The sequence below is a fragment of the Pseudonocardia sp. EC080619-01 genome, assembly GCF_001420995.1.
Taxonomy (GTDB): Bacteria; Actinomycetota; Actinomycetes; order Mycobacteriales; family Pseudonocardiaceae; genus Pseudonocardia.
Window position 1 is genome coordinate 168,501 of the sequence record NZ_CP012184.1, and the last position, 22,682, is coordinate 191,182.

General features: G+C 70.3%; 23 protein-coding genes. 10 read left to right on the forward strand and 13 right to left on the reverse strand.

What is annotated here, in order from left to right:
* Positions 1-21 precede the first annotated feature (21 nt).
* Positions 22-1,791: an acyl-CoA dehydrogenase gene (locus AD017_RS00770; RefSeq protein ID WP_060572272.1), complete on the reverse strand. Its 1,770-nt coding sequence runs from the start codon at positions 1,789-1,791 to the stop codon at positions 22-24.
* A 58-nt stretch (positions 1,792-1,849) separates the two neighbouring features.
* On the opposite strand from AD017_RS00770, the gene AD017_RS00775 reads away from it, so the two are divergent.
* Together AD017_RS00775 and AD017_RS35100 are read left to right on the forward strand one after the other, a co-directional pair.
* Entirely contained in the window at positions 1,850-2,494 is a 645-nt protein-coding gene (locus AD017_RS00775; protein WP_227012625.1) for a TetR/AcrR family transcriptional regulator, read from the forward strand.
* 169 nt (positions 2,495-2,663) lie between these two features.
* Positions 2,664-2,801, forward strand: a complete 138-nt coding sequence (locus AD017_RS35100; protein ID WP_168170481.1) for a hypothetical protein — start codon at positions 2,664-2,666, stop codon at positions 2,799-2,801.
* A gap of 55 nt (positions 2,802-2,856) precedes the next feature.
* Here the strand turns inward: AD017_RS35100 and AD017_RS00780 are convergent, their stop codons facing one another.
* From AD017_RS00780 to AD017_RS00800, 6 genes are all read right to left on the reverse strand, one after another.
* Positions 2,857-4,356 carry a PEP-utilizing enzyme gene (locus tag AD017_RS00780; protein ID WP_145982613.1) on the reverse strand — a complete coding sequence of 500 codons (1,500 nt, stop codon included), beginning with the start codon at positions 4,354-4,356 and terminating at the stop codon, positions 2,857-2,859.
* A 3-nt stretch (positions 4,357-4,359) separates the two neighbouring features.
* Complete coding sequence (locus AD017_RS00785) at positions 4,360-5,772, reverse strand: NAD(P)/FAD-dependent oxidoreductase (RefSeq protein WP_060572276.1); 1,413 nt, start codon at positions 5,770-5,772, stop codon at positions 4,360-4,362.
* A gap of 86 nt (positions 5,773-5,858) precedes the next feature.
* Positions 5,859-5,996 (reverse strand): SDR family oxidoreductase, encoded by a 138-nt coding sequence (locus AD017_RS37300; protein ID WP_349675491.1) that lies wholly within the window; start codon positions 5,994-5,996, stop codon positions 5,859-5,861.
* The gene (locus AD017_RS00790) at positions 5,959-6,630 is read right to left on the reverse strand and encodes an SDR family NAD(P)-dependent oxidoreductase (protein ID WP_255358476.1); all 672 of its coding nucleotides are present in this window, start codon (positions 6,628-6,630) and stop codon (positions 5,959-5,961) included. The genes AD017_RS37300 and AD017_RS00790 overlap by 38 nt, the downstream gene beginning before the upstream one ends.
* Positions 6,627-8,450: a DUF3556 domain-containing protein gene (locus tag AD017_RS00795; protein ID WP_060572278.1), complete on the reverse strand. Its 1,824-nt coding sequence runs from the start codon at positions 8,448-8,450 to the stop codon at positions 6,627-6,629. Before AD017_RS00795 ends, AD017_RS00790 begins: the two co-directional genes overlap by 4 nt.
* Before the next feature lie 113 nt (positions 8,451-8,563).
* Positions 8,564-10,021 carry an AMP-binding protein gene (locus AD017_RS00800; RefSeq protein ID WP_349675485.1) on the reverse strand — a complete coding sequence of 486 codons (1,458 nt, stop codon included), beginning with the start codon at positions 10,019-10,021 and terminating at the stop codon, positions 8,564-8,566.
* Positions 10,022-10,198: 177 nt separating this feature from the next.
* Here AD017_RS00800 and AD017_RS00805 point away from each other — a divergent pair, with 177 nt between their 5' ends.
* Together AD017_RS00805 and AD017_RS00810 are read left to right on the forward strand one after the other, a co-directional pair.
* Positions 10,199-11,422: a CdaR family transcriptional regulator gene (locus AD017_RS00805; RefSeq protein ID WP_060576165.1), complete on the forward strand. Its 1,224-nt coding sequence runs from the start codon at positions 10,199-10,201 to the stop codon at positions 11,420-11,422.
* Positions 11,423-11,539: 117 nt separating this feature from the next.
* A complete protein-coding gene (locus AD017_RS00810; protein WP_060572280.1) occupies positions 11,540-12,040 on the forward strand; it encodes a polyketide cyclase in 501 nt (166 codons plus the stop codon).
* Positions 12,041-13,646: 1,606 nt separating this feature from the next.
* Here the strand turns inward: AD017_RS00810 and AD017_RS00820 are convergent.
* Positions 13,647-14,150, reverse strand: coding sequence for a carbonic anhydrase (locus tag AD017_RS00820; RefSeq protein WP_060572284.1), 504 nt, complete (start codon positions 14,148-14,150; stop codon positions 13,647-13,649).
* 315 nt (positions 14,151-14,465) lie between these two features.
* On the opposite strand from AD017_RS00820, the gene AD017_RS00825 reads away from it, so the two are divergent.
* Both AD017_RS00825 and AD017_RS00830 read left to right on the forward strand, forming a co-directional pair.
* Complete coding sequence (locus AD017_RS00825) at positions 14,466-14,795, forward strand: helix-turn-helix transcriptional regulator (RefSeq protein ID WP_060572285.1); 330 nt, start codon at positions 14,466-14,468, stop codon at positions 14,793-14,795.
* 15 nt (positions 14,796-14,810) lie between these two features.
* On the forward strand, positions 14,811-15,728 hold the full coding sequence (locus AD017_RS00830; protein ID WP_060572287.1) for a hypothetical protein: 918 nt from the start codon (positions 14,811-14,813) through the stop codon (positions 15,726-15,728).
* Positions 15,729-16,182: 454 nt separating this feature from the next.
* Here the strand turns inward: AD017_RS00830 and AD017_RS00835 are convergent, their stop codons facing one another.
* Both AD017_RS00835 and AD017_RS00840 read right to left on the reverse strand, forming a co-directional pair.
* Positions 16,183-16,524, reverse strand: a complete 342-nt coding sequence (locus AD017_RS00835; protein ID WP_075294933.1) for a hypothetical protein — start codon at positions 16,522-16,524, stop codon at positions 16,183-16,185.
* A gap of 289 nt (positions 16,525-16,813) precedes the next feature.
* The gene (locus AD017_RS00840; RefSeq protein WP_060572291.1) at positions 16,814-17,626 is read right to left on the reverse strand and encodes a serine/threonine-protein kinase; all 813 of its coding nucleotides are present in this window, start codon (positions 17,624-17,626) and stop codon (positions 16,814-16,816) included.
* Positions 17,627-17,922: 296 nt separating this feature from the next.
* Between AD017_RS00840 and AD017_RS00845 the strand changes: the two genes are divergently transcribed.
* Together AD017_RS00845 and AD017_RS00850 are read left to right on the forward strand one after the other, a co-directional pair.
* Positions 17,923-18,546 (forward strand): hypothetical protein, encoded by a 624-nt coding sequence (locus AD017_RS00845; RefSeq protein WP_060572293.1) that lies wholly within the window; start codon positions 17,923-17,925, stop codon positions 18,544-18,546.
* 7 nt (positions 18,547-18,553) lie between these two features.
* Entirely contained in the window at positions 18,554-18,757 is a 204-nt protein-coding gene (locus tag AD017_RS00850) for a hypothetical protein (protein ID WP_145982614.1), read from the forward strand.
* A gap of 60 nt (positions 18,758-18,817) precedes the next feature.
* On the opposite strand, the gene whiA is transcribed toward AD017_RS00850, so the two are convergent.
* Positions 18,818-19,774, reverse strand: a complete 957-nt coding sequence (gene whiA / locus AD017_RS00855) for a DNA-binding protein WhiA (RefSeq protein WP_060572297.1) — start codon at positions 19,772-19,774, stop codon at positions 18,818-18,820.
* 159 nt (positions 19,775-19,933) lie between these two features.
* A complete protein-coding gene (locus AD017_RS34240; protein WP_145982615.1) occupies positions 19,934-20,137 on the reverse strand; it encodes a hypothetical protein in 204 nt (67 codons plus the stop codon).
* Between the two features lie 301 nt (positions 20,138-20,438).
* Between AD017_RS34240 and AD017_RS00860 the strand changes: the two genes are divergently transcribed.
* Entirely contained in the window at positions 20,439-20,753 is a 315-nt protein-coding gene (locus tag AD017_RS00860) for an ANTAR domain-containing protein (protein WP_145982616.1), read from the forward strand.
* Positions 20,754-20,773: 20 nt separating this feature from the next.
* Complete coding sequence (locus AD017_RS00865; RefSeq protein WP_060572302.1) at positions 20,774-21,415, forward strand: TetR/AcrR family transcriptional regulator; 642 nt, start codon at positions 20,774-20,776, stop codon at positions 21,413-21,415.
* A gap of 485 nt (positions 21,416-21,900) precedes the next feature.
* Here the strand turns inward: AD017_RS00865 and AD017_RS00870 are convergent, their stop codons facing one another.
* Positions 21,901-22,545 carry a hypothetical protein gene (locus AD017_RS00870; protein ID WP_060572305.1) on the reverse strand — a complete coding sequence of 215 codons (645 nt, stop codon included), beginning with the start codon at positions 22,543-22,545 and terminating at the stop codon, positions 21,901-21,903.
* Positions 22,546-22,682: the final 137 nt, after the last annotated feature.

Below are 22,682 nucleotides of genomic sequence, written 5' to 3' on the forward strand. Positions count from 1 at the left end.
CGGCAGCGGCTCCGCCGCGTCTCAGAGCCAGGCCGGGTCGGTGTCCAGCGTGGTGCGGTCCAGCGACGCCAGCAGGTCGAGCTGCGGCATGACCCGGGGCAGCTCGAACCGGAAGAAGTACCGCGCCGCGGCCCGCTTGCCCCGGGCGAGGTCGTCGTCGCGGCCGGCTGCGGCGAGGACCTGGTCCAGCCACAGCCACGCGACGACGACGTGCCCCGCCGCCTCGAGGTACACGCTCGCGTTGGCGAGGCGTTCCTCGGCGTCGGGGTGGGCGTGCAGGATCGCCGTCACCTCGACGAGGCGGTCGAGGGCGCCCTGCATCTGCTCCGACATCGCCGACGTCGCGGGGTCGGCCCCGGCCCGGCCGATCGTGTCGGCGATCCGGGCCCGGAGCGCGGCGAACCCGGCCCCACCGGCCATCACGACCTTGCGGCCCAGCAGGTCCGCCGCCTGGATCCCGTGGGTGCCCTCGTGGATCGCGTTGAGCCGGTTGTCGCGGTAGTGCTGCTCGACGTCGTACTCGCGGCTGTAGCCGTAACCACCCTGCACCTGGATCGCCAGCGCGTTGGCCTCGAGCCCCCACTGCGACGGCCAGCTCTTCGCGATCGGGGTCAGCGTCTCCAGCAGCAGGTGGGCCTCCTCCGGGTCGGGGCCGGTCCGTTCCTCGTCGACGAGCAGGCCGCAGTAGAGGACCAGCGCGAGGGCGCCCTCGGCGTAGGACTTCTGCGCCAGGAGCATCCGGCGCACGTCGGCGTGCCGGACGATCGGCACCATCGGCGACGACGGGTCCTTCTCCCCCGCCGGACGGCCCTGCGGCCGGCTCCGGGCGTAGTCGAGGGACTTGAGGTAGCCGGTGCAGGCGAGGGCGGCGGCACCGGCCCCGACGCCGACCCGGGCCTCGTTCATCATCAGGAACATGGCGGCCAGGCCCTGGCCCTCCGCGCCGACGAGGTGCCCGACGGCGCCGCCGGACTCCCCGAAGGCGAGCAGCGTGTTGACCGTGCCCCGGTAGCCCATCTTGTGGTTGACCCCGGCGAGCGCGACGTCGTTGCGGCGGCCGTCGGGAAGGATCTTCGGGACGAGGAACAGCGAGATCCCCCTGACCCCGGCCGGTCCGCCCGGGACCTTCGCCAGCACGAGGTGGACGATGTTCTCGCCGAGCTCGTGGTCCCCGCCCGAGATCCACATCTTGGTGCCCGTGACCCGGTAGGTCCCGTCCGGCGCGAGCTCGGCCCGGGTGGTGATGTCCGCGAGCGAGGACCCCGCCTGCGGCTCGGACAGGCACATGGTGCCGTGCATCCGGCCCTCCAGCATCGGCGGGACGTACCGCTCGACCAGGGCCGGGTCCGCGAGGGCGAGCAGCAGGTTCGCGTTCGCGACGCTCAGCATCGCGTAGGCCCAGGTTCCGACGTTGGCGGCGTGGAACCACGCCTGCACCGCCACGCCGACGACGTGCGGCAGCTGCAGCCCGCCCGCCGCCTCGTCCATGGTCGCGGACAGCAACCCGGCCTCCGCGGCCGCGCGGAGGGCGGGGGCGACCTCGTCGTGCAGCTCCACCCGGCCGACACCGTCGGTGCCGACGAACACCGGCTCCTCGACGTCGTTGCGCCGGTTGTGCGGGGCGAACTTCTCGGTGGCGATCTCCGCCGCCAGGTCGAGCACCGCGTCGACGGTCTCCCGCGAGTGGTCGGCGAACCGCGGACGGGTCGTGAGCGCCTCGACGTCGAGCCAGTCGTGGAGGAGGAAGTGGAGATCCTGCCGGGACAGGATCAGGTCGCGGGCGTGCGGCATCGTCGTTCCCTCACAAGCGGGCCACCAACTTACTGATCGATCAGTAAGCTACGGAGCCGTGACGGATCCGGTCAAGGCGATGCCCGCGGCACAGGACCCCTGGGCCGCGTGGCCGAATGCGACGCAACGCCGCATCGCGGCCTCGGCGCTGGACTCGTTCGCCGAGCGCGGCTTCCACGGCACCAGCCTCCGGCACATCGCCCAGGGCTCCGGGCTGAGCACCGCGGCCCTCTACGTCCACTTCGCCTCCAAGGAGGAGGTCCTCTTCGCCCTCGCCCGGCACGGGCACGCACTGGCGCTCGCGCTGGTTCGGGAGGCGGCCGCGGACCCGGATCCCGGGCGGGCACTCGACGTCCTGGTGCGTGCCTTCACCGGGTGGCACGCCGAACACCGCACGCTCGCGCGGGTGGTCCAGTACGAGCTGGGGGCACTCGACGGGGACCATCGCGCCGAGGTGCTCGACCTGCGCCGGCAGACCGAGCGGACCGTCCGCGACCTGGTCGGGCGCGGGGCGGCCGCGGGCGTCCTGTCGGTTCCCGACGAGCGGGCCGCGACCGCCGCGATCCTCTCGCTGGGCATCGACGTCGCCCGCTGGTACGAGCCGGGCGGGCGCTGGACCCCCGACGAGCTCGGCGCCCACTACGCGGAGCTGGCGGCCGGGCTGCTCGGCATGCGCGACCCGTGTCGCCGGGACGACGGGTGACCGAGTCCCGGCGGGTGGTCCACGCCCGGCCGGGACCGGGTAGGTGGGCGCGGGTACTCCGTCGGGGCGAGGAGAGGCAGAACACCTCGCACAACGGGAACGAAGCAACGGACCTGCGCGATGCACCAGGCGTCAGCACGATCCGCACCGAGACGATGAGAGAGAAGCAATGACCGCACTGCCCCGCACCTCCCCCGACACCGCGACCTCGCCCGTCCGTACGAGCCGCGTCCTGACCCTCGCCGCCGCGTTCCTGGCGGCTGTGAGCGGCGCCGTCCCGGTCGCGTACGTCCTGCTGGCGATGTGACTCCACGCCGGCCGGCGCGGGCTCACCCTCGCGCCGGGCGGTGCGACGGGCCCGTTCAGCCCCGCCGGCGGGTCACCGTCCCGAGCGCACCGTCGACGACGAGGTCGTCGCCGTCCCGGATCCGGACGGTCGCGGTCTCCGTGGCGATGACGCACGGGACGGCGGACATCCGGCAGAGGGCCGCGAGCGGCGAGCAGGACATACCGGCATCGACCACGACCGCCCCGACGAGCAGGACCGCGGGGAGCCACTCCGCCCCGCCGCTCGCGACGACGACGACGTCACCGGGACGGACGCGCGACGCCCCGGCCGGTGATCGGAGCACGGTCGCCCGGCCCCGGACACGGCCGCCGGTCCCGCTGCCGTGCACGACCTCGCCCGGCCCGAGGCGGGGGACGTCCCGCGCGTGGATCCACCGCACGGCCGCCGGCACCGGCCCGACGATCTCCCGCGGCGGGAGCCACAGGTCCAGCGCGTTGTGGTCGTAGGTCCGGAGGGAGACGTCCTCCGGCACGCAGCCGACGAGCTCGTCGCCGTCGAGCATGGCGACGTGCGCCGCGTCGAACAGCAGGCCGTCCTCCTGCAGGGCCCGCCCGGCCTGCCGCACGATGGTCCGTTGCACGGCGACGATGCGGGAGACCATGTCCATGGCATCGGCTCGGAGCGTGGCCCAGCCGCCGAGCTCCCCCGCCGCGGCGGGGGGCGTGCTCGGCCGCCGGACGACGGGAGGCGGGTGGTCGTCCGGGACCGTCCGGAGCCGGTCGATCAGGGCCAGGATCCCGGACGGGTCGCTCCGCCAGCTCGGCACGCCGAGGTCCCAGGGTGCAGCGCCGAGATGCCCGTGGTGGTCGAGCAGGGACCGGACGGCGCGGAACACCTCGCGGGCGGGTCCCGGGTGGTCGGTGCCGAGCCGGCCGCCGAGGCCCGGCAACCCGCGGCTCAGCAGGAGCGCGCCGTCGGAGCTGCGGGCGACGACCCGGCTGACCTCCCAGAGCGCGTCGAGCAGCCGGCACGAGCGGCCGCCCACCAGCGACTCGTCGACCTGAGGCGCCGGTGAGCCGGCTGCGAGCAGCCGGTACTCGGCGTGCGCGAGTGCACGGACCGCCGGCGCCGACAGCGCGACGGTTTCGACGAGGAGGTCGCGGCACCGGTTCGCGGTGGGACCGGACCGCTGGGCGGACCGTCCGATCCGGGGTAGCCGCTCGCGCACGGCGTCCACCTCGGTGTGCAGGCTGCGGAGCCCGTCCGTGACCGGCCGGCCCGCCCGCCGCGGTCCGGCGACGTCGGCGTCGAGCCATGCCTGACCGTCCCGGACGACGACCGCCGGGCGACCGGTGGTCGTGTCCGCCAGCTCGGACCAGGCGGCGTCGGCCGTGGCGATCGGCCCCATCGTCCGGGCCAGCGGTGTCAGGGGGAAGCGGGCCCAGTCCGACAGCAGATCCGAGCGCCAGAGGGTCGTGCCCTCGCGAGCGGACGCGGAGGTGGCGGGTACCGGGCGCGCCGGCGCGCGGGCCGTCACGGAGTCGGGCGGGGACGCCCCGGCAGGTCCGGACACCGCTCACCGCCCCAGCCGCGTCAGCGCCCGCGCGGCGGCGTGTGCCCCGCACATCCCGTGCGCGCCCGGTCCGGGCGGCGTCGACGCCGAGCAGAGGTAGTGACCGGGTGCCCCGGTGTCGTAGGGCTGCAGCGTCGTCCGCGGCCCGAACACCAGCTGCCGGACGTCCTTGGCGCCGGTGAGGATGTTGCCCCCGGCGAAGTTCGGGTTCCCGGCGAACTCCCGTGGCCCGGTGCGCAGGGTCCCGACGACGCGGTCCCGGAACCCGGGCGCGAACCGCTCGATCTGCGCGGTGATCGCCTCGGTGGCGTCGCCGGTGTAGCCGTACGGGACGTGGGCGTAGGCGTAGACGGGATGCACGTCGCCCGCGGAGCGGGTCGGGTCCGCGAGGTACTGCTGTCCGACCAGGACGAACGGTCGCCCGGGCATCCGGCCGGCGTGCACCTCGCGTTCGACGTGCACGTTCTCCCCGGCGGAGCCGACGGCGTGCACGGTGCCGGCCAGGCGCGCCTCCGGGCGCGTCCAGGGGATGCCGCCCTGGACCGCGTAGTCGACCTTGAACGCGGCCGGCCCGTACCGGAAGCGCCGGTAGGCGCGGGCGATGCGTGGCGGGAGCCGGTCGCCGAGCAGCGCGGGGAGCCGGTCGGGACCGACGTCCCAGATCGTGATGTCGGTGGGCGGCAGCTCGTCGGCCGAGCTCACCGGGGTCCGGGTCTCGATCGTCACGCCGCTCTCGCCCAGCGACGCGGCGAGGGCGTCGGTGATCGCCCGGGAGCCACCCTCGGCGACCCCCCAGCCGTGCCGGTGCCCGGCCGTCAGGATCCCCATCCCGATCGCGCTCGACAGGGGCCGGTTCAACGGCCGGAACGCGTGCGCCGCAGTACCCATGAACAGCGCCCGGCCCCGCTCGGTACGGAACGCCCGGCCGAGGACCTCGGCCGGGAGCACCGTCGGGGCCCCGAACCGGGTCAGCCTCAGCGGGTGCGCCGGCACCCGCAGCAGCGGACCCAGCACGTCCTCGGCCAGCGTGTCGTAGCCGCGCGACGGGCCGGCCAGCAGCGCCCGCCACACCCGTCCGTCGGGCCCGAGCCCGTCCGCGGTGTCCTCCACCGACCGGTGGAGGACACCGGCGTCGCCGCCGTCGAGCGGGTGGACGCAGTCGATCTCGGGCAGGCGCCATCGGAGCCCGTGCCGCTCCAGGCCGAGCTCGCGCAGCACCGTCGAACCGACCGCCATGGGGTGCACGGCCGAGCAGTGGTCGATCAGCAGGCCCGGCACGATGCCCTCGACCGTGCGGGTGCCGCCCCCGATCTCGGCGGCGGCCTCCAGCACGGTCACCTCGACCCCGGCCCGGGCCAGGACGGCGGCCGCCACGAGGCCGTTCGGCCCGGCCCCGACGACGGTCGCGGTGCTCATCCGCCCGCCTCGGCCGGCTGGCAGGACGGTCCTGCCCACGGCAGTGGGGTCATGTCGTACTCCTGGGGGATCGGGAACGCCGGGGGTCAGAGGAGGGAGGCGTGGAGGCCGCCGTCCAGGACGAGGCCGCTGCCGTTGCAGAAGGCGGAGCGGTCGGAGGCGAAGAACAGCGCCGCCTCGGCGATCTCACCGGGCGTGCCGTAGCGCCCCTGCTTCTGCTCGATGAGGCCGTCGAACCCGCCGGGGGGGCAGACCGAGCGCCGCCTCGAAGTCGGGGGCGGCCGACGTGACGAGATCGGTGTCGACGAAGCCGGGGAGCAACGCATTGACGCGCACACCGTGCGGCCCCAGCTCGGTGGCCGCGGTCCTGGTCAGGTTGACCACCCCTGCCTTCGCCGCGGCGTAGTGCCCGACCAGGGCGGACCCGGTCGTCGCGGTGACCGAGGCGAGGGTGACGATCGTGCCCCCGCCCGAGGCGATGATCGCGGGGGCGCCGTAGCGGATCGACAGGAACACACCGTCGAGGTTCACCGACGTGACCGCGCGCCAGGCCGCCAGATCCATCTGCAGCAGTGCCTCGGCCTTCCCGACGCCGGCGTTGGGCACCAGCACGTGCAGCCCGCCGTGCCGGTCCACGGTCGCGGCGACCAGGTCCTGGACCTGCTGCTCGTCACGGACGTCGCACGGCCGGTGCGAGGCCCCCGGGATCCCGGCGGCCACCCTCTCCGCGGCGTCCCCGTCGATGTCGGAGACCACGACGGTCGCGCCCTCGGCTCCGAACCGCTCGGCCACGGCCCGGCCGAGCCCCTTCCCGGCGCCGGTCACGACCGCGACCCGGCCCTGCAGCGCTCCGGTCATGATTCCTCCTCGGAACCGGTGGTCAGGACGGGTGCGCTCCCGGTGCCGGCCTCGTCGGCGCGCTCCGGTGCACGCCAGGTGACCGTGAGCGGGATCGGGCCGTCGGGCAGCCAGGGCTGCTCCGCGACGGCGTCGGCGACGTTCCAGTACCCGGTCTCGATCACTCCGAGCGCGGCGTCGATCAGCTGGTAGTGCTGGACCTTCGAGTGGATGGCCTGGGACTCGACCCAGGCGACGACGAACTCGCCGGGTGCGAACCCGATCCTCCTCTGGATGGCGTCGATGAGGTCGGCGTCGTGCAGGTGCCCGTCGCCGAAGTTGAACCCGATGACGGAGTTGCACCCGAACTCGGCCTCGCGCACGGTGCGCGACTCGATGTCGTCGAGCCGGGCTCCGAGGACCGAGAACAGGCCGCGGCCCTGGGAGTGCAGGGAGCGCCAGGCGATCGTCTGCTGCAGGGTGATCTCGGCGGCAGCGGGGGCGTAGCCGGACGCCTGCAGCTGGTCGATCTGGTTCTTCGTCGGCCGGTGGGGCAGGCCGTTGAGCTTCGCCTCGGCACCCGGGGTGAAGGTCCACAGCGCCGAGGCCCAGTTTCCGGCGTACTGGCGCATGGACGGGAGGAACGACACCAGGTCGGGGCGCAGGTTCCCGAGGATCGGGAACGCCACCAGGCCGGCCACGATCGCCAGGGTCAGAGCCGGGGAGGACATGTCGGCGGGCCCGAAACCCGCCTCGTTCGGGAACCCGAGGAACAGGAAGATCGTCAGGTAGCCGAACAGCAGGTTCCACTCCAGCGGGACCGCCAGCGGGAACGTGGAGGTGATGAAGAGGTGGAACACCACCATCAGGACCACCCCGGCCAGGGTCAGCCAGTGGTTCGTGGAGAACAGCAGCACCAGCGGCGTGATGATCTCGACGGTGGTGCCGCCGACGTGCGCCATGAACGTCGCGAGCCGGGACGGGCGGACGTCGCGCGGGAAGTCCCGGTAGTGCATCCGTTTGATCCACGTCGACGGGATGCACGGGCTGTTGGACACCATCGGGGGGATCACGTTGGTGAAGTGCCGCCCGAACTTGGAGATGCCCGCGCAGATCCAGACGGTGCAGATCAGCAGCTTCGCCGCGACGATCATGTCGACGAACGGCAGGAGACCGAAGAACAGCATGGCCGGCAGGTACTGCTCGCTCCGGGCCGCGAGGAAGATCGTCTTGTCGCGCAGGCCGCACAGCACCAGCAGGACGACCGGAGCGATCATCAGCCAGGGAGCGACGAGTCCTGCGGTGTCGTCCGGCAGCACGGCGCTCAGCGACGCCGACGGCACGCCGGGAAGCACGATCGCGACCAGCAGCGAGGCGAGCAACGCGAGGTAGAGCGCGACGTCGAGAACCGTGCGGGTGTCGCCGGCGGTGCCCGGGACCGCCTTCCACGGGCGCAGCCGGATCGTGCCCGGTCGTGCCCAGAACAGGATCCCCCCGGTCATCGGCGTGAACTTGCCTGCCATGGGGCCCCAGGAGCCGGCCACCCCGACGGCCTCGAGCATCGCGGTCCAGAGCACCAGCTTCTGGTAGACGATCGGCTCGTCCCACCAGCCCGCGACGTCCCAGAACGGGCCGACACCGGACGTCCACGTGATGAGCGCCGTCCCGGCCAGGATGTAGAGGAACAGCAGCTTGAGCACGTAGACGAGCGGGATCATCGCCGGCGATCCGAACCCGTACTGCACCCAGTGCAGCGCGAGCGTCCTCGTCCGTTCCGACAGCGGCTCGTCCAGGAACGTGTCCGGATCGACCGGGGGAAACTTCCCCGTCGTGAAACCCATGGTGAAACCCCTTGTAGCGAGACGTCGTCGTCGGCGGAGCCGCTCGTTGCGGCACGGTGGGGCCGCCCGCCGGACCGTCGGGTCCGCGGGCGGAGGAGGTGGGGCCGAGCGGGTCAGCCGGCCGGTTCGGGTATCCGGCGCAACGCCGGTTTGTCGATCTTTCCGACCGGGTTCCTCGGCAGGGACCCGACGATCGTGATGCGCGCCGGGACCTTGGTCCGGGCCAGCCGGCCGGCACAGTGCGCGGTCAGGTCGTCGGGTGTCGCCGAGCTCCCGGGGAGCAGGGCGACGTGGGCCACCGGGACCTCGCCGAGGACCGGGTCCGGTGCACCGACGACCGCCGCCTCGTTCACCGCCGGGTGCGCGTGCAGCGCGTTCTCGATCTCCTTGGGGTAGAGGTTCTCCCCACCACGGATGATCATGTCCTTGATCCGGTCCACGAGGACGAGATGGCCGTCGTCGTCGAACCGCCCGACGTCACCGGTGTGCAGCCACCCGTTCCTGATCGTCGCTGCGGTCTCCTCCGGACGGTTCAGGTAGCCGCGCATGACGGTGGGCCCGGAGATCACCACCTCCCCCGGCCCGTCGGTGACGACGGCTCCGGTGGCGTCGACCAGCGCGATCCGCTGCCCGGGCAGCGGCAGGCCGACCGTCCCCGGCTTGCGCGGTCCGGACGGGGGGTTGAGCGTCGAGGCGCAGGTCGCCTCGGACAGGCCGTACCCCTCGATCACGGGGACCCCGAAGCGCTGCTCGAACCGGGCGATGAGCCCGGCAGGCATCGGTGCGGCGCCGCAGATCACCCGGCGCAACGAGCTCGTGTCCGGCTGCACCTCGCGCGGCAGCGCCACGAGCATGGCGTAGATCGCGGGGACCGCGGAGAAGTAGGTCGGACGGACGCGCTCCAGCTCGGCGGCGAAGGAGCCGGCGCGGAACCGGCCGACGATCGACGCGCACCCGCCGGCGAGCAACGGCGACAGCACCGAGACGACGATCCCGTTCACGTGGAACAGCGGCAGGACCAGCAGGCTGTGGTCCGAGCCGTCCAGCCCGAGGGCGGCGACGATCGTCTCGCACATGACCCCGACGTTCGTGTGGTCGAGCATCACGCCCTTGGGACGCCCGGTGGTCCCGCTGGTGTAGATCAGCAGCGCGAGCCCGTCCGGTTCCACCGTGGAGGGCGCGGGAGCGGTGTCCGGATCGGCGTCGAGCTCGGCGACGTCCAGCGTCACCAGGTCCGAGGCGGCCCGCTCCCCCACGACGACGCCCGCGCCGGCGTCGGTGATCTGGAAGCCGGCCTCGTCGGTGGTCAGGGCGGGGTTCACCGGGGTGACGACGGCGCCGAGGTGCCACGCGGCGAACAGCGTCACCACGAACTCCACCCGGTTCGCCAGCATCACGGCGACGACGTCGCCGCGTGCCACGCCCGCGGAACGGAGCGCCGCCGCCGCGCCGAGGACCGCGTGCGCGAACGCGGAGTTGTCGAGCGCCCGGGCGTCGTCGGCGACGCACGGTGAGTGCGGTGCGGTCCTTGCCCGTTCCTGCGGAAGCACGGCGATGTGCATCGGGGCCATCCTCCGGACGGTCGTTGTCGGGTGGAGGAAAGGTAGGACCGCGGTGTGACGGTCACCATGGGCGCACGTCATGAAGTCGCGGACCGCCGTTGTGCGCACGGCACAAGCCCGGCCCCGGACAGGTGAACGTCGCGGGTGGTGTCGGTCGCGGTCGTCGGGCGCTATAGGTTCGGCGGCATGTCCGCCCACGTCGACGACGTCGTGGCGACCGTCGCCCGTGACATCGACGCCCGGTTGCCGGAACTCACCGTCGAGCTCACCGACTGGTTCGTCGAGATGATCCCGGAGTTCCGGCACGACGAGGCCGTGCGGCAGCTGATGGTCGCCAGCACCTCGGCGAACCTGGTGGGCATCGTGGACCTCCTGGCGCACGCGATCCCGGTCGAGCAGATCGCGGTCCCGCCGGCGGCGGCGGAGTACGCGCGCCGCTTCGCCCAGCACGAGCTGTCCCTGGAGGCCCTGCTGCGCGCCTACCGGCTCGGCGAGCACCGGTTCGGGCAGTGGGCGCTCGACTCGCTGCGCCGGGGCGATCGACGCGACCCGGACGTCGTCCTGGCCGCGGTGGCGTCGCTGTCCGAGCGCACCAACCGCTACATCGACCAGGTGGTCGAAGGGCTGATCGACATCTACGAGACCGAGCGGCGCCGGTGGAGCACCCGCTCCGGCGCCGGCCTGGCAGCCAGGATCCGGATGGTCCTCGACACCGATCCGCTCTCGGACAGCGCCGCCGACGAGCTGCTGGGGCTGCCGGTGCGCGGCTGGCACCGGGCGGCCGTGCTCTGGGTGTCGGGGCCGACGGACGCCGCGGACGACGACGGGCTGCTCCAGGCCGGTGCCCGCCTGCTGCACGACGCGGCGGGGCGGCCCCCTCTGACGGTGCTGGCCGACAGCCGCACGCTGTGGGCGTGGCACTCCGGACCGACCGCACCGGCGCTCGACGTCGAGCTCCTCCGTGCCCGGATGCCGGGCGACGTGTGTGTCGCGCTCGGAGCGCCCGCGGCCGGCCTGTCGGGGTTCCGCGGGTCGCTCGCCGAGGCGGTCCGGGCCCGGGCGGTCGTCGAGAACTCCGTCCTCACCCCGCCGGTGACGGAGTTCGACGACGTCGCCATCCCGGCCCTGCTCACCGAACGGACCGAGGACCTGCGCCGCTGGGTCGCCCGCGTACTGTCCGATCTGGACTCCGACGAGCCCGGTGTCGACCAGGTGCGGGAGACGCTGCGGGTCTTCCTCGCCTCCGGGGGCAGCTACACGCAGGCAGCCGGCCGGCTGCACCTGCACAAGAACACGGTGCACTACCGGGTGCGCAAGGCCGAGGACCTGCGGGGCCGGCCGCTCGGCGACGACCGGCTGCAGGTCGAGGTCGCCCTGCTCGCCGCGTCGCTGCTGCGTACCCGTCCGTGACGCGAGGACGAGCGCTTCGCCGTCCTGCGCGACGGGGCGCGGCGGGGCGGGCCCAGCCCGCGGCCCGGGCGGAGCGCGCCCGCCCGTCGGACGGCGACGATGGTGCAGGATCGGGGCATGCTCGGTGACCGGTGGGGTGTGAGCGACCACGAGGTCGCACGCCCCTACCCGTGCGACGACGTCGTCGCCTCCCCCACGGTGCAGGTGTGGCGGGGCGTGACCGTCGACGCGCCCGCCGAGGCTCTGTGGCCGTGGGTCGCGCAGGTCAGGCTGGCGCCGTACTCGTACGACTGGATCGACAACCTGGGCCGGCGCTCGCCCCGCGAGCTGGTGGGCCTTCCCGACCCCCGCGCCGGAGAACGGTTCACCACCGCCGGTGGGCGGGGAATGGGCCGGATCGTGTCGGTCGATCCGGGGAGACAGCTGACCGGCACCGTCATCGGCGCCGTCATGTCCTATGTGCTCGTGCCACACGACCACGACACGACGCGCCTGCTCCTCAAGGTCGTCATGAACGTCAACCGCTGGGTGGGCGTCGGGCTGTCCGTCGGCGACCTTGTCATGGCCCGACGGCAGCTGCTGAACTTCAAGGAGCTCGCCGAGCGGAACCGGCGCTGAGCCACACGGTGTCGTCCACCCGGAGAACGAAACAGCCCGTTGACCTGGAACATGTCCAGATCAACGGGCTGTCGTACGGCCTGTCGGGACGACAGGATTTGAACCTGCGACCCCTTGACCCCAGGCACCGGCGGCGGGTCTTAGAGCTGCGCTGAGCGCAGACTCCGTGCTGGTCAACCGTCCGGTGACATCCGTCGACGTCCGGCGATCGCTAGTGCGGTTGTCACTCAGTTAGTCACTCACTCTGGCAGGGGGCGGCTCCGAGCGACGAGCAGACTCTCCGTGGAGCGCTGGGTCGCTCAGCTTGCCTTCCTTACGCCAGGTGACCTGGTCAGTGTCTAGGGTTCGCCACTCCTGCAAATAGTAGTCGTTCTCGTTGTCTGTGATCATGATCCGTCTTTCCACACGGTGCCGATCATGACTCGACCGGATCTCGTCGTAGGTCCTGCGGTGTGGCCTAATCTGACCGGGCGCCCCGTACCGGGCCTGCGTGTTGATTCGCGTATCCAGGCCGACGGCGGCGTCGACGTCGGCGTAGATCGCTCGGTTAGGGCTGTGCACTGTCCGCAGCGTTGATCGTCGCGCTCCAGTAGCGCCCCACAGCCCCCGCATTCGTAGCGAACCACAGCGCCGATCCCAGGAGGGGATCAGGACCGCAGAACGTTGCTGCGAACGTAGCCAGTTTGGAAGGCCTCACCGAACCAGCGCTCGTCGACACTGAGCAGGAGGAACCACAGGCGCACTGAGCCTCGGCTGACCGTCGTTGTCTGCCACTAGTTGCACGCCAATTGCATGGAACGAAGCCAGCGCCCGTTGACTGGCACAGGTGCGATATTCGAGACCTGCAGTGTTCGCCGGTCACTCGTGGTTCAGTATCCAGTCCAGCGCGGCTTGTACGGTCGGCCCATGCCGGCTTGCCGCCGCGTGCCTGACAGCAGGCCGATCGTCTCGCAGACCGGCCACCTCACGATGAAGCTCCACCGTTAGCTGTTCAGGATCGACCACACCCGCCTCCTGTTCGTCCAGGGGGACGAGGGCATCGACCGCCCGGCCCAGGTGGGGTCACATCCCCCGACATGACCCCACCCGTCCGGGCGTGATGGCGCGGCCCCCAACTCGTCCCGCGTCATCGTGGCTGGTGGGCCCTACGGCCCGTGGAACTCTCGGTCTTACGTCCTCGGCTTGGTAGTCAGACCTCTGAGATGTCCGGGCCGCCGTGCAGACAGCAGAGCGGATCGACACACGGCGTGTCGTCGACCCCGGCCCGATAGGCGGTGTTGGCCAACACCGAGCAGGCGCAACCCTGCGCCTACGCCACCGGGCTACCCGGCCCCCGGCGCTTCTGGCGCAGGACTCTGCGTGCCGGCGGCGAGGTCGTAGCGGACGTCATGGATCTCCCGGAGGCCGACATCTCGACCAACCCACTCTGTTGGAGCCCTCTCGTATGCACCGAGCGTGACATGAGGCGCGAACTGGCCCCGTCGTCGTCACAGAGACGACGACACACCGCGGGTAACACCTCAGACCCCTGTCCCTCGCACATCAGCGACCGGGAGTGCCGCCTGGTGAGCGGCGTCGGGTGTGGCAGAGCGGCCGGCAGGTCGACTCACTGCGTGAACACCTCTTCGAGGGTGAACTGCTCGATGTCGAGGACGAACCCTCGGACGACGGTGTCGGGATGGAGAAAGGTCTCGTGGCGCAGCTGCACGATGTCCCGCCGGACGCTGATGACCGGGCTGGCAAAGGCATGGGTCCGCCACTGAGGCCGGCGGCCGGTCTCCTCGGCGAGCTCCTCGGTGAACTCGTGGTCGGTGAACGTGGCCAGCCCACACCCGGAGTGCTGGACGAGGACGACGTCGCGCGTGTCCAGCTTGCGCTGGCTGATGGCCAGCGACCGCACGATGTCGTCGGTGACCACTCCTCCGGCGTTACGCAGCACGTGTACTTCGCCGAGTGCGAGCCCGAACAGGGCGAAGACGTCGATGCGGGCATCCATGCACGTCACGACGGCGGTCTTCAAGGTCGGGGGAACGGCGAGCCCCTGTGCGTTCGAGGCAGCCAGCCGGCCGCCACCTGCCTGGTAGCGGCGCAGCAGCTCTTCGTTGCTCACCCGCTCAACCTAGCCGGGCACCGCGGTGGACGGCCGCAGGAGGGCGCACAGCCCAGGTGGGCGGAGCACGCTTAGCGTGCCCGCGGCGCGCCACAGGACGGGCAGCCAGCAGGGCGGACGCGGCTCGGATTGACGCGGACGGGAACCCGCCCTGACGGCGAACGGGAGCTTTCCGACCCCCTGTGGCCGCACCGGATGCGAACTTATAGACTTGCGAAAGTCTGCAAGTGCAATGCGGGGGTGGTGAAGCACGTGACTCGTCTGGACACGGCCGGGCTGCGGCGCGATCCCCCTCCATGCCTGCAGGATGGGGTGATGAGCCGCCCCCTCTATCAGGTCAAAGCTGAGTTCTTCAAGACATTGGGACACCCGGTCCGGATTCGGGTGTTGGAGTTGCTCAGCCAGCGCGAGCACGCGGTGGCCGAGCTCCGTGCCGATGTCGCGATCGAGCCAGCGTCTCTGTCCCAGCAGCTCGCCGTTCTCCGCCATGCCGGTGTCGTTCGATCCCGTAAGCAGGGGTCCGCCGTGTACTACTCCATCACCAGTCCCGAGATCGCCCAGCTCTTGGTGGTCGCGCGGTCGATCTTGACCGGGATGTACTCGGACCAGGCGGAACTTCTCGAAGAACTGCGGTCTGCTCCATGAGCATCACGGAGCGATGTGGAAGCCAACCAATCTGAGGCCGATTCCGCCGACGGCTCCGGCATCGGCGGCCCGGCCGACAAAACCGGTACCGCGGTCGCGGTCGTCAGCGACGGTAGCCGTCACAGCCAGCACACCAGCCGACGATCGCTGAACGAGGCGCTCGCCACCGACGCCGAGATCGTGGCCGGCCTCGGAGGTTTCGCGGCCGATCCGGTCGTTCTTCCCGCCTCGACCGACGGCTCCCTCGACGTCGCCGGCTTGTTGGACGCGCTCGAGAAACTGCCGCGCCGCTACCGCGCGGTCTTCCTCACCCGGACCAGGGTCCCCTCGGACTTCCTCGACGCGGTCCACGCACGTGCGGACCTGCCCCTGGTGCTCTCGGAGCAGGCGGCGAGTATGACGGTGCTGTGTGCTTCAGCCTTGGCGCACCTACGCCGTACCGAACGCACACCGTTGGAGAGCCGGGTCCTGCTGGCCGGCGCGCACCTGATGCCTGATCTCGGGCCGTTACTGATGCTCGCCGGGTTCTATCACCAGACTTTTTGGAGCGACCAGGATCGACAGACCATCTCCCTCGAGCGGACCAGCGATCTGGCCGACGTCGTCATCGACGTCCGTCAAGGGTCCGCTCCGGCGGTCCAAACTGCGCTGATCGCCCAAAACTTCGCCGACGGAGCGGTCATCCGTCCGACCGGGCTCGATGCCCGCACGCTGGTCGCCCCGGGGATCTTGAGGGTCGCATTGGAATCACCTCCCACCTCGATCCAGGTGCGGTTGCCACTTCTGCGCCGGTGCGCCGAAGCACTGGCACAGTCTCTGCCGCTGACGATGCCGTGGCCGGGCCTGGCCGGGGACCAGCGTGGTGAGGCAGTCACGAAGGCGGTGGCCGATGCAGTCAGACGAGGCCTCGATCCCCGCATAGTAGATCCCTGACTGTGGAACATCGTGTGGTCGTTCAGGAATCAGCGACGATGACCGTGCGACCCGCCGTGCGGTCGTTGGTATCACTAGGTCGATGTCGGCGCCTGGATGTGCCGCCGAACGCGGGCTGAGACGCCCGGCAGGCCACCGTGGCCCGTGCCCCTCGACAGTCCACCTCTCAGCGGCGCGGGACCAGCAGCCGAACCGCCACCGAGCAAGTGACCGAAGGCGGCATCAAGTCCGCGCCGGGCGCCGAGGACGATCATGAGGGCGTTGTGCTCGTCGGCGACGGCGGCAAGCAGGAGCCATCACGCCTTCCGGGACCTCGGTAGCCACCGCATCGAGGATGTGAGGTCGTCGGCCGGCGATCGTGACGTGATGAGCCTGCCTAGCTGGCGCAGGGCGATGACGACAGCGGCCCCCGGACTCGTTGTCGCAGGGGCCGCCGTTGTGGCGTGGACTGTGATCAGTCGACGCTGTCGCCGGCACCGCCGGCCTGGGCGCAGTTGTCGGACTGGTCGGTGACCGAGTCGCCCGACTTCGACTTGGCGTCGCCGAGGATGCCCAGGGCGCCGGTGAGGCCGTTGCCCGCCGCGGCGTCCTCGACCGGGACCTGCACGCCCAGCACGTTGACCGGGACGTTGTTGTTGCAGACCTGGACCGGCACGTCGACGTTGTTGCCGTTGAGCCCGGCGATCAGGCCGTCGGCGTCCTTGTCGATACCCCCGTCGGCGGCGAACGCCATCGGGCTGACCGCCAGCAGCGTCGCCACGGATCCGGCGACGACCATTCCAGCCTTCTTCAACACAGTGTTTCTCCTGTTGTGTCCCGGTCACACCCGCACGGGCCTGACCCACTCTTGCCGACATATCGAATAGGTGGGAGCCCATGCCAGCTGCTGGACATGTTTCCGGTCGTTCAGGATCGATTCAATCTGAGCAAGCCTATCGAGGGAACATATTACTGACAGTTCGGTTACTCCTCCGATACGGCCAATCATTCAGCGTCCAGATCGATCAGGTCGGCCGCATCAGATCACCGAGAGCTCGGGATACCACTCGACGGAGGTACGCCTTTGGGTAGTCGGTCGGTTGGTGTCACTGACGGTGGGCGAGTCGGATGGACAGGTCTGCGGCGAGGATGCGGTCGTCGGGGCGGGTGTAGGTCGCCGCCCGGAGAGCCTCCTGCAGGAAGCTGGGCAGTGTGGCGGGCACGCGAGGTCTGCGATGCAGCCGGGCCACCGCGGACTCGATGGGGGTTCCGGGGTATTCGCGCTGCCCGGTGAGTGCTTCGATCAGCAGCAGCCCGAGGGCGTAGACGTCGGCGGCGGGGCTCACCGAGTCGCCGCTGGCCTGTTCGGGTGCCAGGTAGGCGGCCGTGCCGAGGATGGTGCCGGTCTGGGTCAGGGACGCATAGCCCATGACACGTGCGATACCGAAGTCGGTCAGCCGGGCGCGGCCGGTACGGGCGCAGAGCAGGATGTTGGACGGTTTGACGTCGCGGTGCACAACTCCCCGGGCGTGAATGTGGGCGAGCCCGCCGGCGACCTCGGCGCCGATCCCGCAGGCCTGCTCAGGCGGCAGTGGCCGTCGGGAGAGTCGTTCTGCCAGTGTTTCGCCCTCGACCAGGTCCGAGACCAGGTAGGGGCGGCCGTGGTCGACTCCTCCGCCGTGGAGTTGGACCAGAGACGGGTGATGCAGGTGGGTCATCGCCCGCAGCTCGCGACGTTGCCGGTTCAGGCCGGTGACGTCGCAGCCATTGACGAAGAGTTTCAGCGCCACCGCACGATCGGTTTCGGGATCCCAGGCACGGTAGACCGTCGCGGTGGATCCGATACCGATGTGGGTGGCGAGAATGTAGCGCCCCGCGATCACATCGGTCTCCGGGACCGGAGAGCGCATCGCCGTCATGCACAGACGGTTTCAGCATCGCCACCGTCCCTGTCCAGCCCGACCGCCGTTGTTCACTCCTCCGGGAGCCGCGGTGCCCTCCAACGAGTCCGGTCGTTCGACCCGCGACGACAGGAGATCGCTGCGCCACAAGGACTTGCGTCAACCGCTACTCGGACGCATTCTCGGGCGTACCAGGTCAGGGAGGCTCCATGTCGCGTCCACACACAGCTATGCCCCCGCCCGTGTCTGTCGTGGACGGAGTACCGGTTCTTGGGCCGGGTCGACACGAGCGCCCCGAACACGGTGCGTGTGTCATGGAGTACGTCTCGGTACTGACCGGCGGGCCGTTCACCGACCACCCTGCCTGCACCCACTGGGCTCTGGCCGCTCTGGCACGCATCATCAACGACCAGGTCGACGACGACACCCGCGCTATGCTCGCCCACCGGGCACCCGCCCTGGCTCGCTACGGCCCCTCCACTCCCGCTGTGGCCGAAACCGTCATCGCCCACGCCACACAGGCGATGATCCGCTTCCACCGCGACCGCGCGGACGTCGGCACCTCGCTGCTGTGGCTGTGGGCACTGCACCTGGGCTGCCGTACCTACGCCGCGTATCCGCGCTCCTACCGAGCGATCCCGCACCACTCGTTCCGCCGCACGCTCGCCCTGCTGCACCGCTTCGCCCAGACACCCACCGGAACCGATCGTGCAGCGAGAAGCCGATATCTACTCGATGTACTCGACAACACTCTCGACGCGCTGGACAACAGATCGGGTGCCGTCGACAAGTCGGGTCGGCGCGCGTCGCCCCGTCACGCTCCGACGGTTCCGCACATGCCGACGCATGTGCACCAACTGTGCGTAGGCGCGTGCGCCCCGAACAACACGATCCGGCTTCAGATCCTATCGATCCGCCGGCCGAATCGTTGCCTCTGACGTGAACATGAACGCGAACGAGTCGACCGGGCCCATAGTTGACCGGCAGGTCATTCAACCCGACCTCACTAATGGGCGTCACCGGCTCCGCGACCAGCTGCCCGAGCATTCCCCGGCCCGTGCCAGCGGATACACCGCATGGCTGATACTGCTCGTCCTGGGTTGCACGCTAGTGGTCGCCATGCTGCTGATCACCGTGCTCTGGAACTGACCGGACCCCAGCACGGCTGCCCCGTCGCGATGCGCGCTCCCCGCCTGCACCGGCCAGTTCTCAGACCGCTGTCGAGGGCTGATCGGTGCTCGGTTCGACGAGTTCGTCTGCCTGGCGACACAGTCGACGCAGCCGCCCGGCTACGGCGTCCTTGCTCAACGGCGGATCGACGAGGTGACCGAGCTCGGACAGCGACAGGGTCGGGTACTCCACCCGCATTCGGCCGATCTGCTGCAAGTGTTCCGGCACCCGTTGCCCCAGAACCGTCAACGCCCACCGGGTGCGGGCCGCGGTCGCCTCGGCCGCCACCATCGCGCGCTGGGCATTCACACTCTCGAACGCCGGGTTGCGCGTCGGCGACGGCCGTGCCGACCTCTTCGATCTCTCAACAGCGCCAGCGGCAGCCGGTGCTCCGATTGTCCGGAGCAGGGCGCTCACCCCGCTGATGTCGCTGACCACGACCCGGTGTCCGACCGACGTCTCCTGGGCCACGGCGGCTACCCCCAGCGACCGCGCAGCCCCGACCAACGCCAACGCAACCAGCGCTTCCGGGCACGTGACGTGCAGCCGGAACAGCCCGTGCGAGGCCACCATCCGGCCGCGGGCCAGCACCGCACCTCGCCAGATTCCCGGAGCCACCAGCGGACCGCCAGCGATCACCGACGGCGGCAACCCCACCACGGCCCGACCACGCCGATCCACCAGCCCCAGCACTCGGGCCAGGTCACTGCCCGGCGCCGTGACACACACCGTGTAGCGCAGCGAACAACCCGTGGTCGTGACAACGTCGGACTCGACGGGACGACCGTAGATCGCGGCGACCTGGCGGCGTAGCGCAAAGGCGGCCTCGGGATCGCGCAGCTCGGCCCGCAGAACCGTACGGGTCTGCTCGACCCGCACGTCCCCACCCAGGCGCAGCATCGTTGCGGCCATGGCGTGTCGGACCACCGGCCGGTCCTCACGCACACCGGCCAGTTCCCGATGCAACTCCGCAGTCAGTCCCTCGGGATCGAACACCCCAGCCCCCTCCTCACAACACGCAACGGGCACCGCTGCTACCGGCCAGGTGAGGTCACCTCACCCGACCTGTCCGGGGTGTGATGACGCGGCCCCCACCCCTCCCGCCCCATCGCGGCTATGAGCCACTCTCAGCGCAGGCTTCTCAGGTGATGCCGATCAGGTCTCGGTCGCCGCGCCGGCTGCGACATGCAGCCCGCACAGAGGATCGATGCACGCGTGATCATCAACCCCGGCCCGATACGCGGCGTTGGCCAGCACCGAACAAACACAGCCGTGCGCCTTCGCCTCGGGACCTTTTGGTGCGAGCTGACCCACGCCCGAGCGAGACTCGCCGGCCGCCCCATTCATCGTTGCCGTCATAGGCCCCCTCCCGACACCCCCATGCGGCCCCACCAGACTTCGGGGCAGCCAACACGGGCACAGAGCGTGAGAATTCGTGAAGATCAACGTCGATGTAGTCACACAGCGTACACCATACCGGCGGTAACACCCGATGCGACCTTACCCACCACAGGCCCCGCCGCAGCGACCACGATGCCCACCAGGCACCTTGGACGCGTCGTCCGTCGGACAACGCTGACGCTCCGCGCCCCGGAATGTTAGCCTCCCCTCAGACCCTGGACCCCGGTCGCGAAGTACGCACACAGCCACGCTGACAGCGATGCCCGACCGTGAGGAACTCTCCCCCATGCGCCACAAGGCCATGCCCGACCTGGACGCGCTGTGCGAACCGGCGGAAGTCCACCAAGCCACCGGGATGATCTCAGCGCATCTGGGTATCAGTTGCCGCGACGCGCTGGCACGACTGCGCAGATACGCCGCCACCGCCGGAATCGGTCACCTCGAGGTGGCAGAGGCGACCGTCGAGCGTCGCCTCCACCTCCATCACTTCCACAGCGCCAACTCTCCGCGCAGCGATTCGTCCACAGCAGACACTCCGGCCGATCACGCAGCCCACAGCATCAACACGGTGTAACGGAGCTACCCTCGGAAACTATGCCCGAGCCCGATCCGGTACCCAGCCAGGGACGGCAACGTCGCACCGGCAGACCGCCGATCACCAGCCGCGCCGCACTACTGGAAGCAGGCTGGCACGTCGGCATCGACGGGCTCTCCATCGGACAGGTCACCACGAAAGTCGGGATCAGATACTCGACGTTCTACCGGTACTTCTCGAATCACGACGCGTTCCTCGAAGCCATGATCGCCGATGCCTTCGCCGGCAACGAGGAACCCGGACACACCGACGCCGCAGCGACTCACTCGCCCAACCAGACGAGCCAGAACCCCCACAGCGCAGAGGATGCTCCTCGTCTGACGAAAGCGTCCGCGGCACTCGACCACAGCGCCCGACGGCTGAACACCGTACTCGACGAACACCCCGGACTGGCCTCCGTCCTGGTCTCGATGCCCTGGCCCCAGCCGCCAGTCCGCACCCTCCGCGACACACTCATCAAGCGCCTCACCACAGCAGGCACACCGGAACATCCCGCCACCGCGGCCGCCGATCTACTGATCTCCAGCACAGTGTTCGCCCACCTCACCACCACATCGGACACGACCTCCCAGCAAGACACATCCGAAATCACCCAGGCCCAACTCGTCCTCATCACCCTCGCCGTGAGCCGCCACCTGTAAGGACGAGACGATGACATCCCAAGAATGTGTCTTCCTGAAAGCCCAGATCACAATGCCGCTGGAAGTCCAAGCCCCACCGGGTTCGGCACTTCGCGACGGCCGATTCCGGCTTGAGTCCCGGCAAACCAAGAGACCACCGATGCTTGGACATGTACTGCCGCTGGGGAAAAGCCGACCACCCGAAACACCACCAATCCGGCCGCCGACCTGCTGATTCGCTGGTCGAGACGGGTCGTCGTTTGACGTCACTGGTCGGGCTGGCTTGTACCGGATTGGTACCGGCTGCTTCGCCACTTGGCGACCAGGCTCGTCAGTGCGCTCCACGCGCACCACCACGACGACGGGCTGAGCCTGGCGTTCACCACGTGGCCCGATCACTCCGCGAACACGTAGGCATCACCGGTGCAACGGACAGTCTGGTCGCGGCGCGACCTCTAAGGACGGGCCGTCGACCCATGATGGGACCGACGCGACATCGGACCGCGTCAACAGTCACTCTTGGGAACCAGCCCCTGCTCGCACGCGTACTGCATCTGGATCTCACCGCTGGTCGGCGCACGGCCAGCCAACGTGCCCGGGTCCAGGTATCCCTGGTAGGCCGAGCACGACGGGTCGAACTTCCCGGCAGCGATCGCCCGCTGCGCGCAGTTACCCCCAGACTTCCTCGTCTCCCGAGTCTTGTCAGTGGGCTGTCGGACTTGGCCGCGCCTGGCCGCCTCCTGCGCTTGCGCCTTCTCCTCGGCCGCCTTCTTCTCGGCCGCCGCAGCTCGGTCAACCTCCCTGCGGACTGCCTCGATCGCTCCGGCCACGGTCGCACTCAGGCTGGACGACCCCGCATCGAGACGGGGTAGCAGCGCGGCGGCAGGTACGGACTGGTTGACCGCCAACGGGGTCGTCGACTCGGCAGCGACTCGGTCGGCACCCGACGCTGCGGTGCACGCGGCACTCACGAGAGTAGTAGCGATCACGCCGGCAAGGACGTAGCGGCCGATACCCATCGTTGCCTCCCGGTTCGCGACACCGACCGCCATGCGCTGGGGGCCTGCACACCGTGTCGCGGGTGGCCTAGCGATGGTTACGACGTCCGCCGAGTAGTCACCACTTCTGATGAGCGTGGCGAGGACCTGCACCTCGCCACTCCATTAGACACTCGGGCCAACGCCTGGACACCCAGCTTGGAAGGCCTCGCAAGACTGGCGTTCTCCGTCACTGACCTGTAAAAACAGCGGACTGCGCACCCCGCGGCTGACCGTGGTTGACCGCCGGT

Excerpts from the sequence above, each read along its gene's own strand:
- AD017_RS00770 (WP_060572272.1), bottom strand. The coding sequence starts at position 1,791 with ATGCCGCACGCCCGCGACCTGATCCTGTCCCGGCAGGATCTCCACTTC.
- AD017_RS35100 (WP_168170481.1), top strand. The coding sequence starts at position 2,664 with ATGACCGCACTGCCCCGCACCTCCCCCGACACCGCGACCTCGCCCGTC.
- AD017_RS00785 (WP_060572276.1), bottom strand. The coding sequence starts at position 5,772 with ATGAGCACCGCGACCGTCGTCGGGGCCGGGCCGAACGGCCTCGTGGCG.
- AD017_RS00790 (WP_255358476.1), bottom strand. The coding sequence starts at position 6,630 with ATGACCGGAGCGCTGCAGGGCCGGGTCGCGGTCGTGACCGGCGCCGGG.
- AD017_RS00795 (WP_060572278.1), bottom strand. The coding sequence starts at position 8,450 with ATGGGTTTCACGACGGGGAAGTTTCCCCCGGTCGATCCGGACACGTTC.
- AD017_RS00800 (WP_349675485.1), bottom strand. The coding sequence starts at position 10,021 with ATGGCCCCGATGCACATCGCCGTGCTTCCGCAGGAACGGGCAAGGACC.
- AD017_RS00805 (WP_060576165.1), top strand. The coding sequence starts at position 10,199 with ATGTCCGCCCACGTCGACGACGTCGTGGCGACCGTCGCCCGTGACATC.
- AD017_RS00810 (WP_060572280.1), top strand. The coding sequence starts at position 11,540 with ATGCTCGGTGACCGGTGGGGTGTGAGCGACCACGAGGTCGCACGCCCC.
- AD017_RS00825 (WP_060572285.1), top strand. The coding sequence starts at position 14,466 with ATGAGCCGCCCCCTCTATCAGGTCAAAGCTGAGTTCTTCAAGACATTG.
- AD017_RS00840 (WP_060572291.1), bottom strand. The coding sequence starts at position 17,626 with ATGACGGCGATGCGCTCTCCGGTCCCGGAGACCGATGTGATCGCGGGG.
- AD017_RS00845 (WP_060572293.1), top strand. The coding sequence starts at position 17,923 with ATGGAGTACGTCTCGGTACTGACCGGCGGGCCGTTCACCGACCACCCT.
- AD017_RS00850 (WP_145982614.1), top strand. The coding sequence starts at position 18,554 with ATGAACGCGAACGAGTCGACCGGGCCCATAGTTGACCGGCAGGTCATT.
- AD017_RS34240 (WP_145982615.1), bottom strand. The coding sequence starts at position 20,137 with ATGACGGCAACGATGAATGGGGCGGCCGGCGAGTCTCGCTCGGGCGTG.
- AD017_RS00860 (WP_145982616.1), top strand. The coding sequence starts at position 20,439 with ATGCCCGACCGTGAGGAACTCTCCCCCATGCGCCACAAGGCCATGCCC.
- AD017_RS00865 (WP_060572302.1), top strand. The coding sequence starts at position 20,774 with ATGCCCGAGCCCGATCCGGTACCCAGCCAGGGACGGCAACGTCGCACC.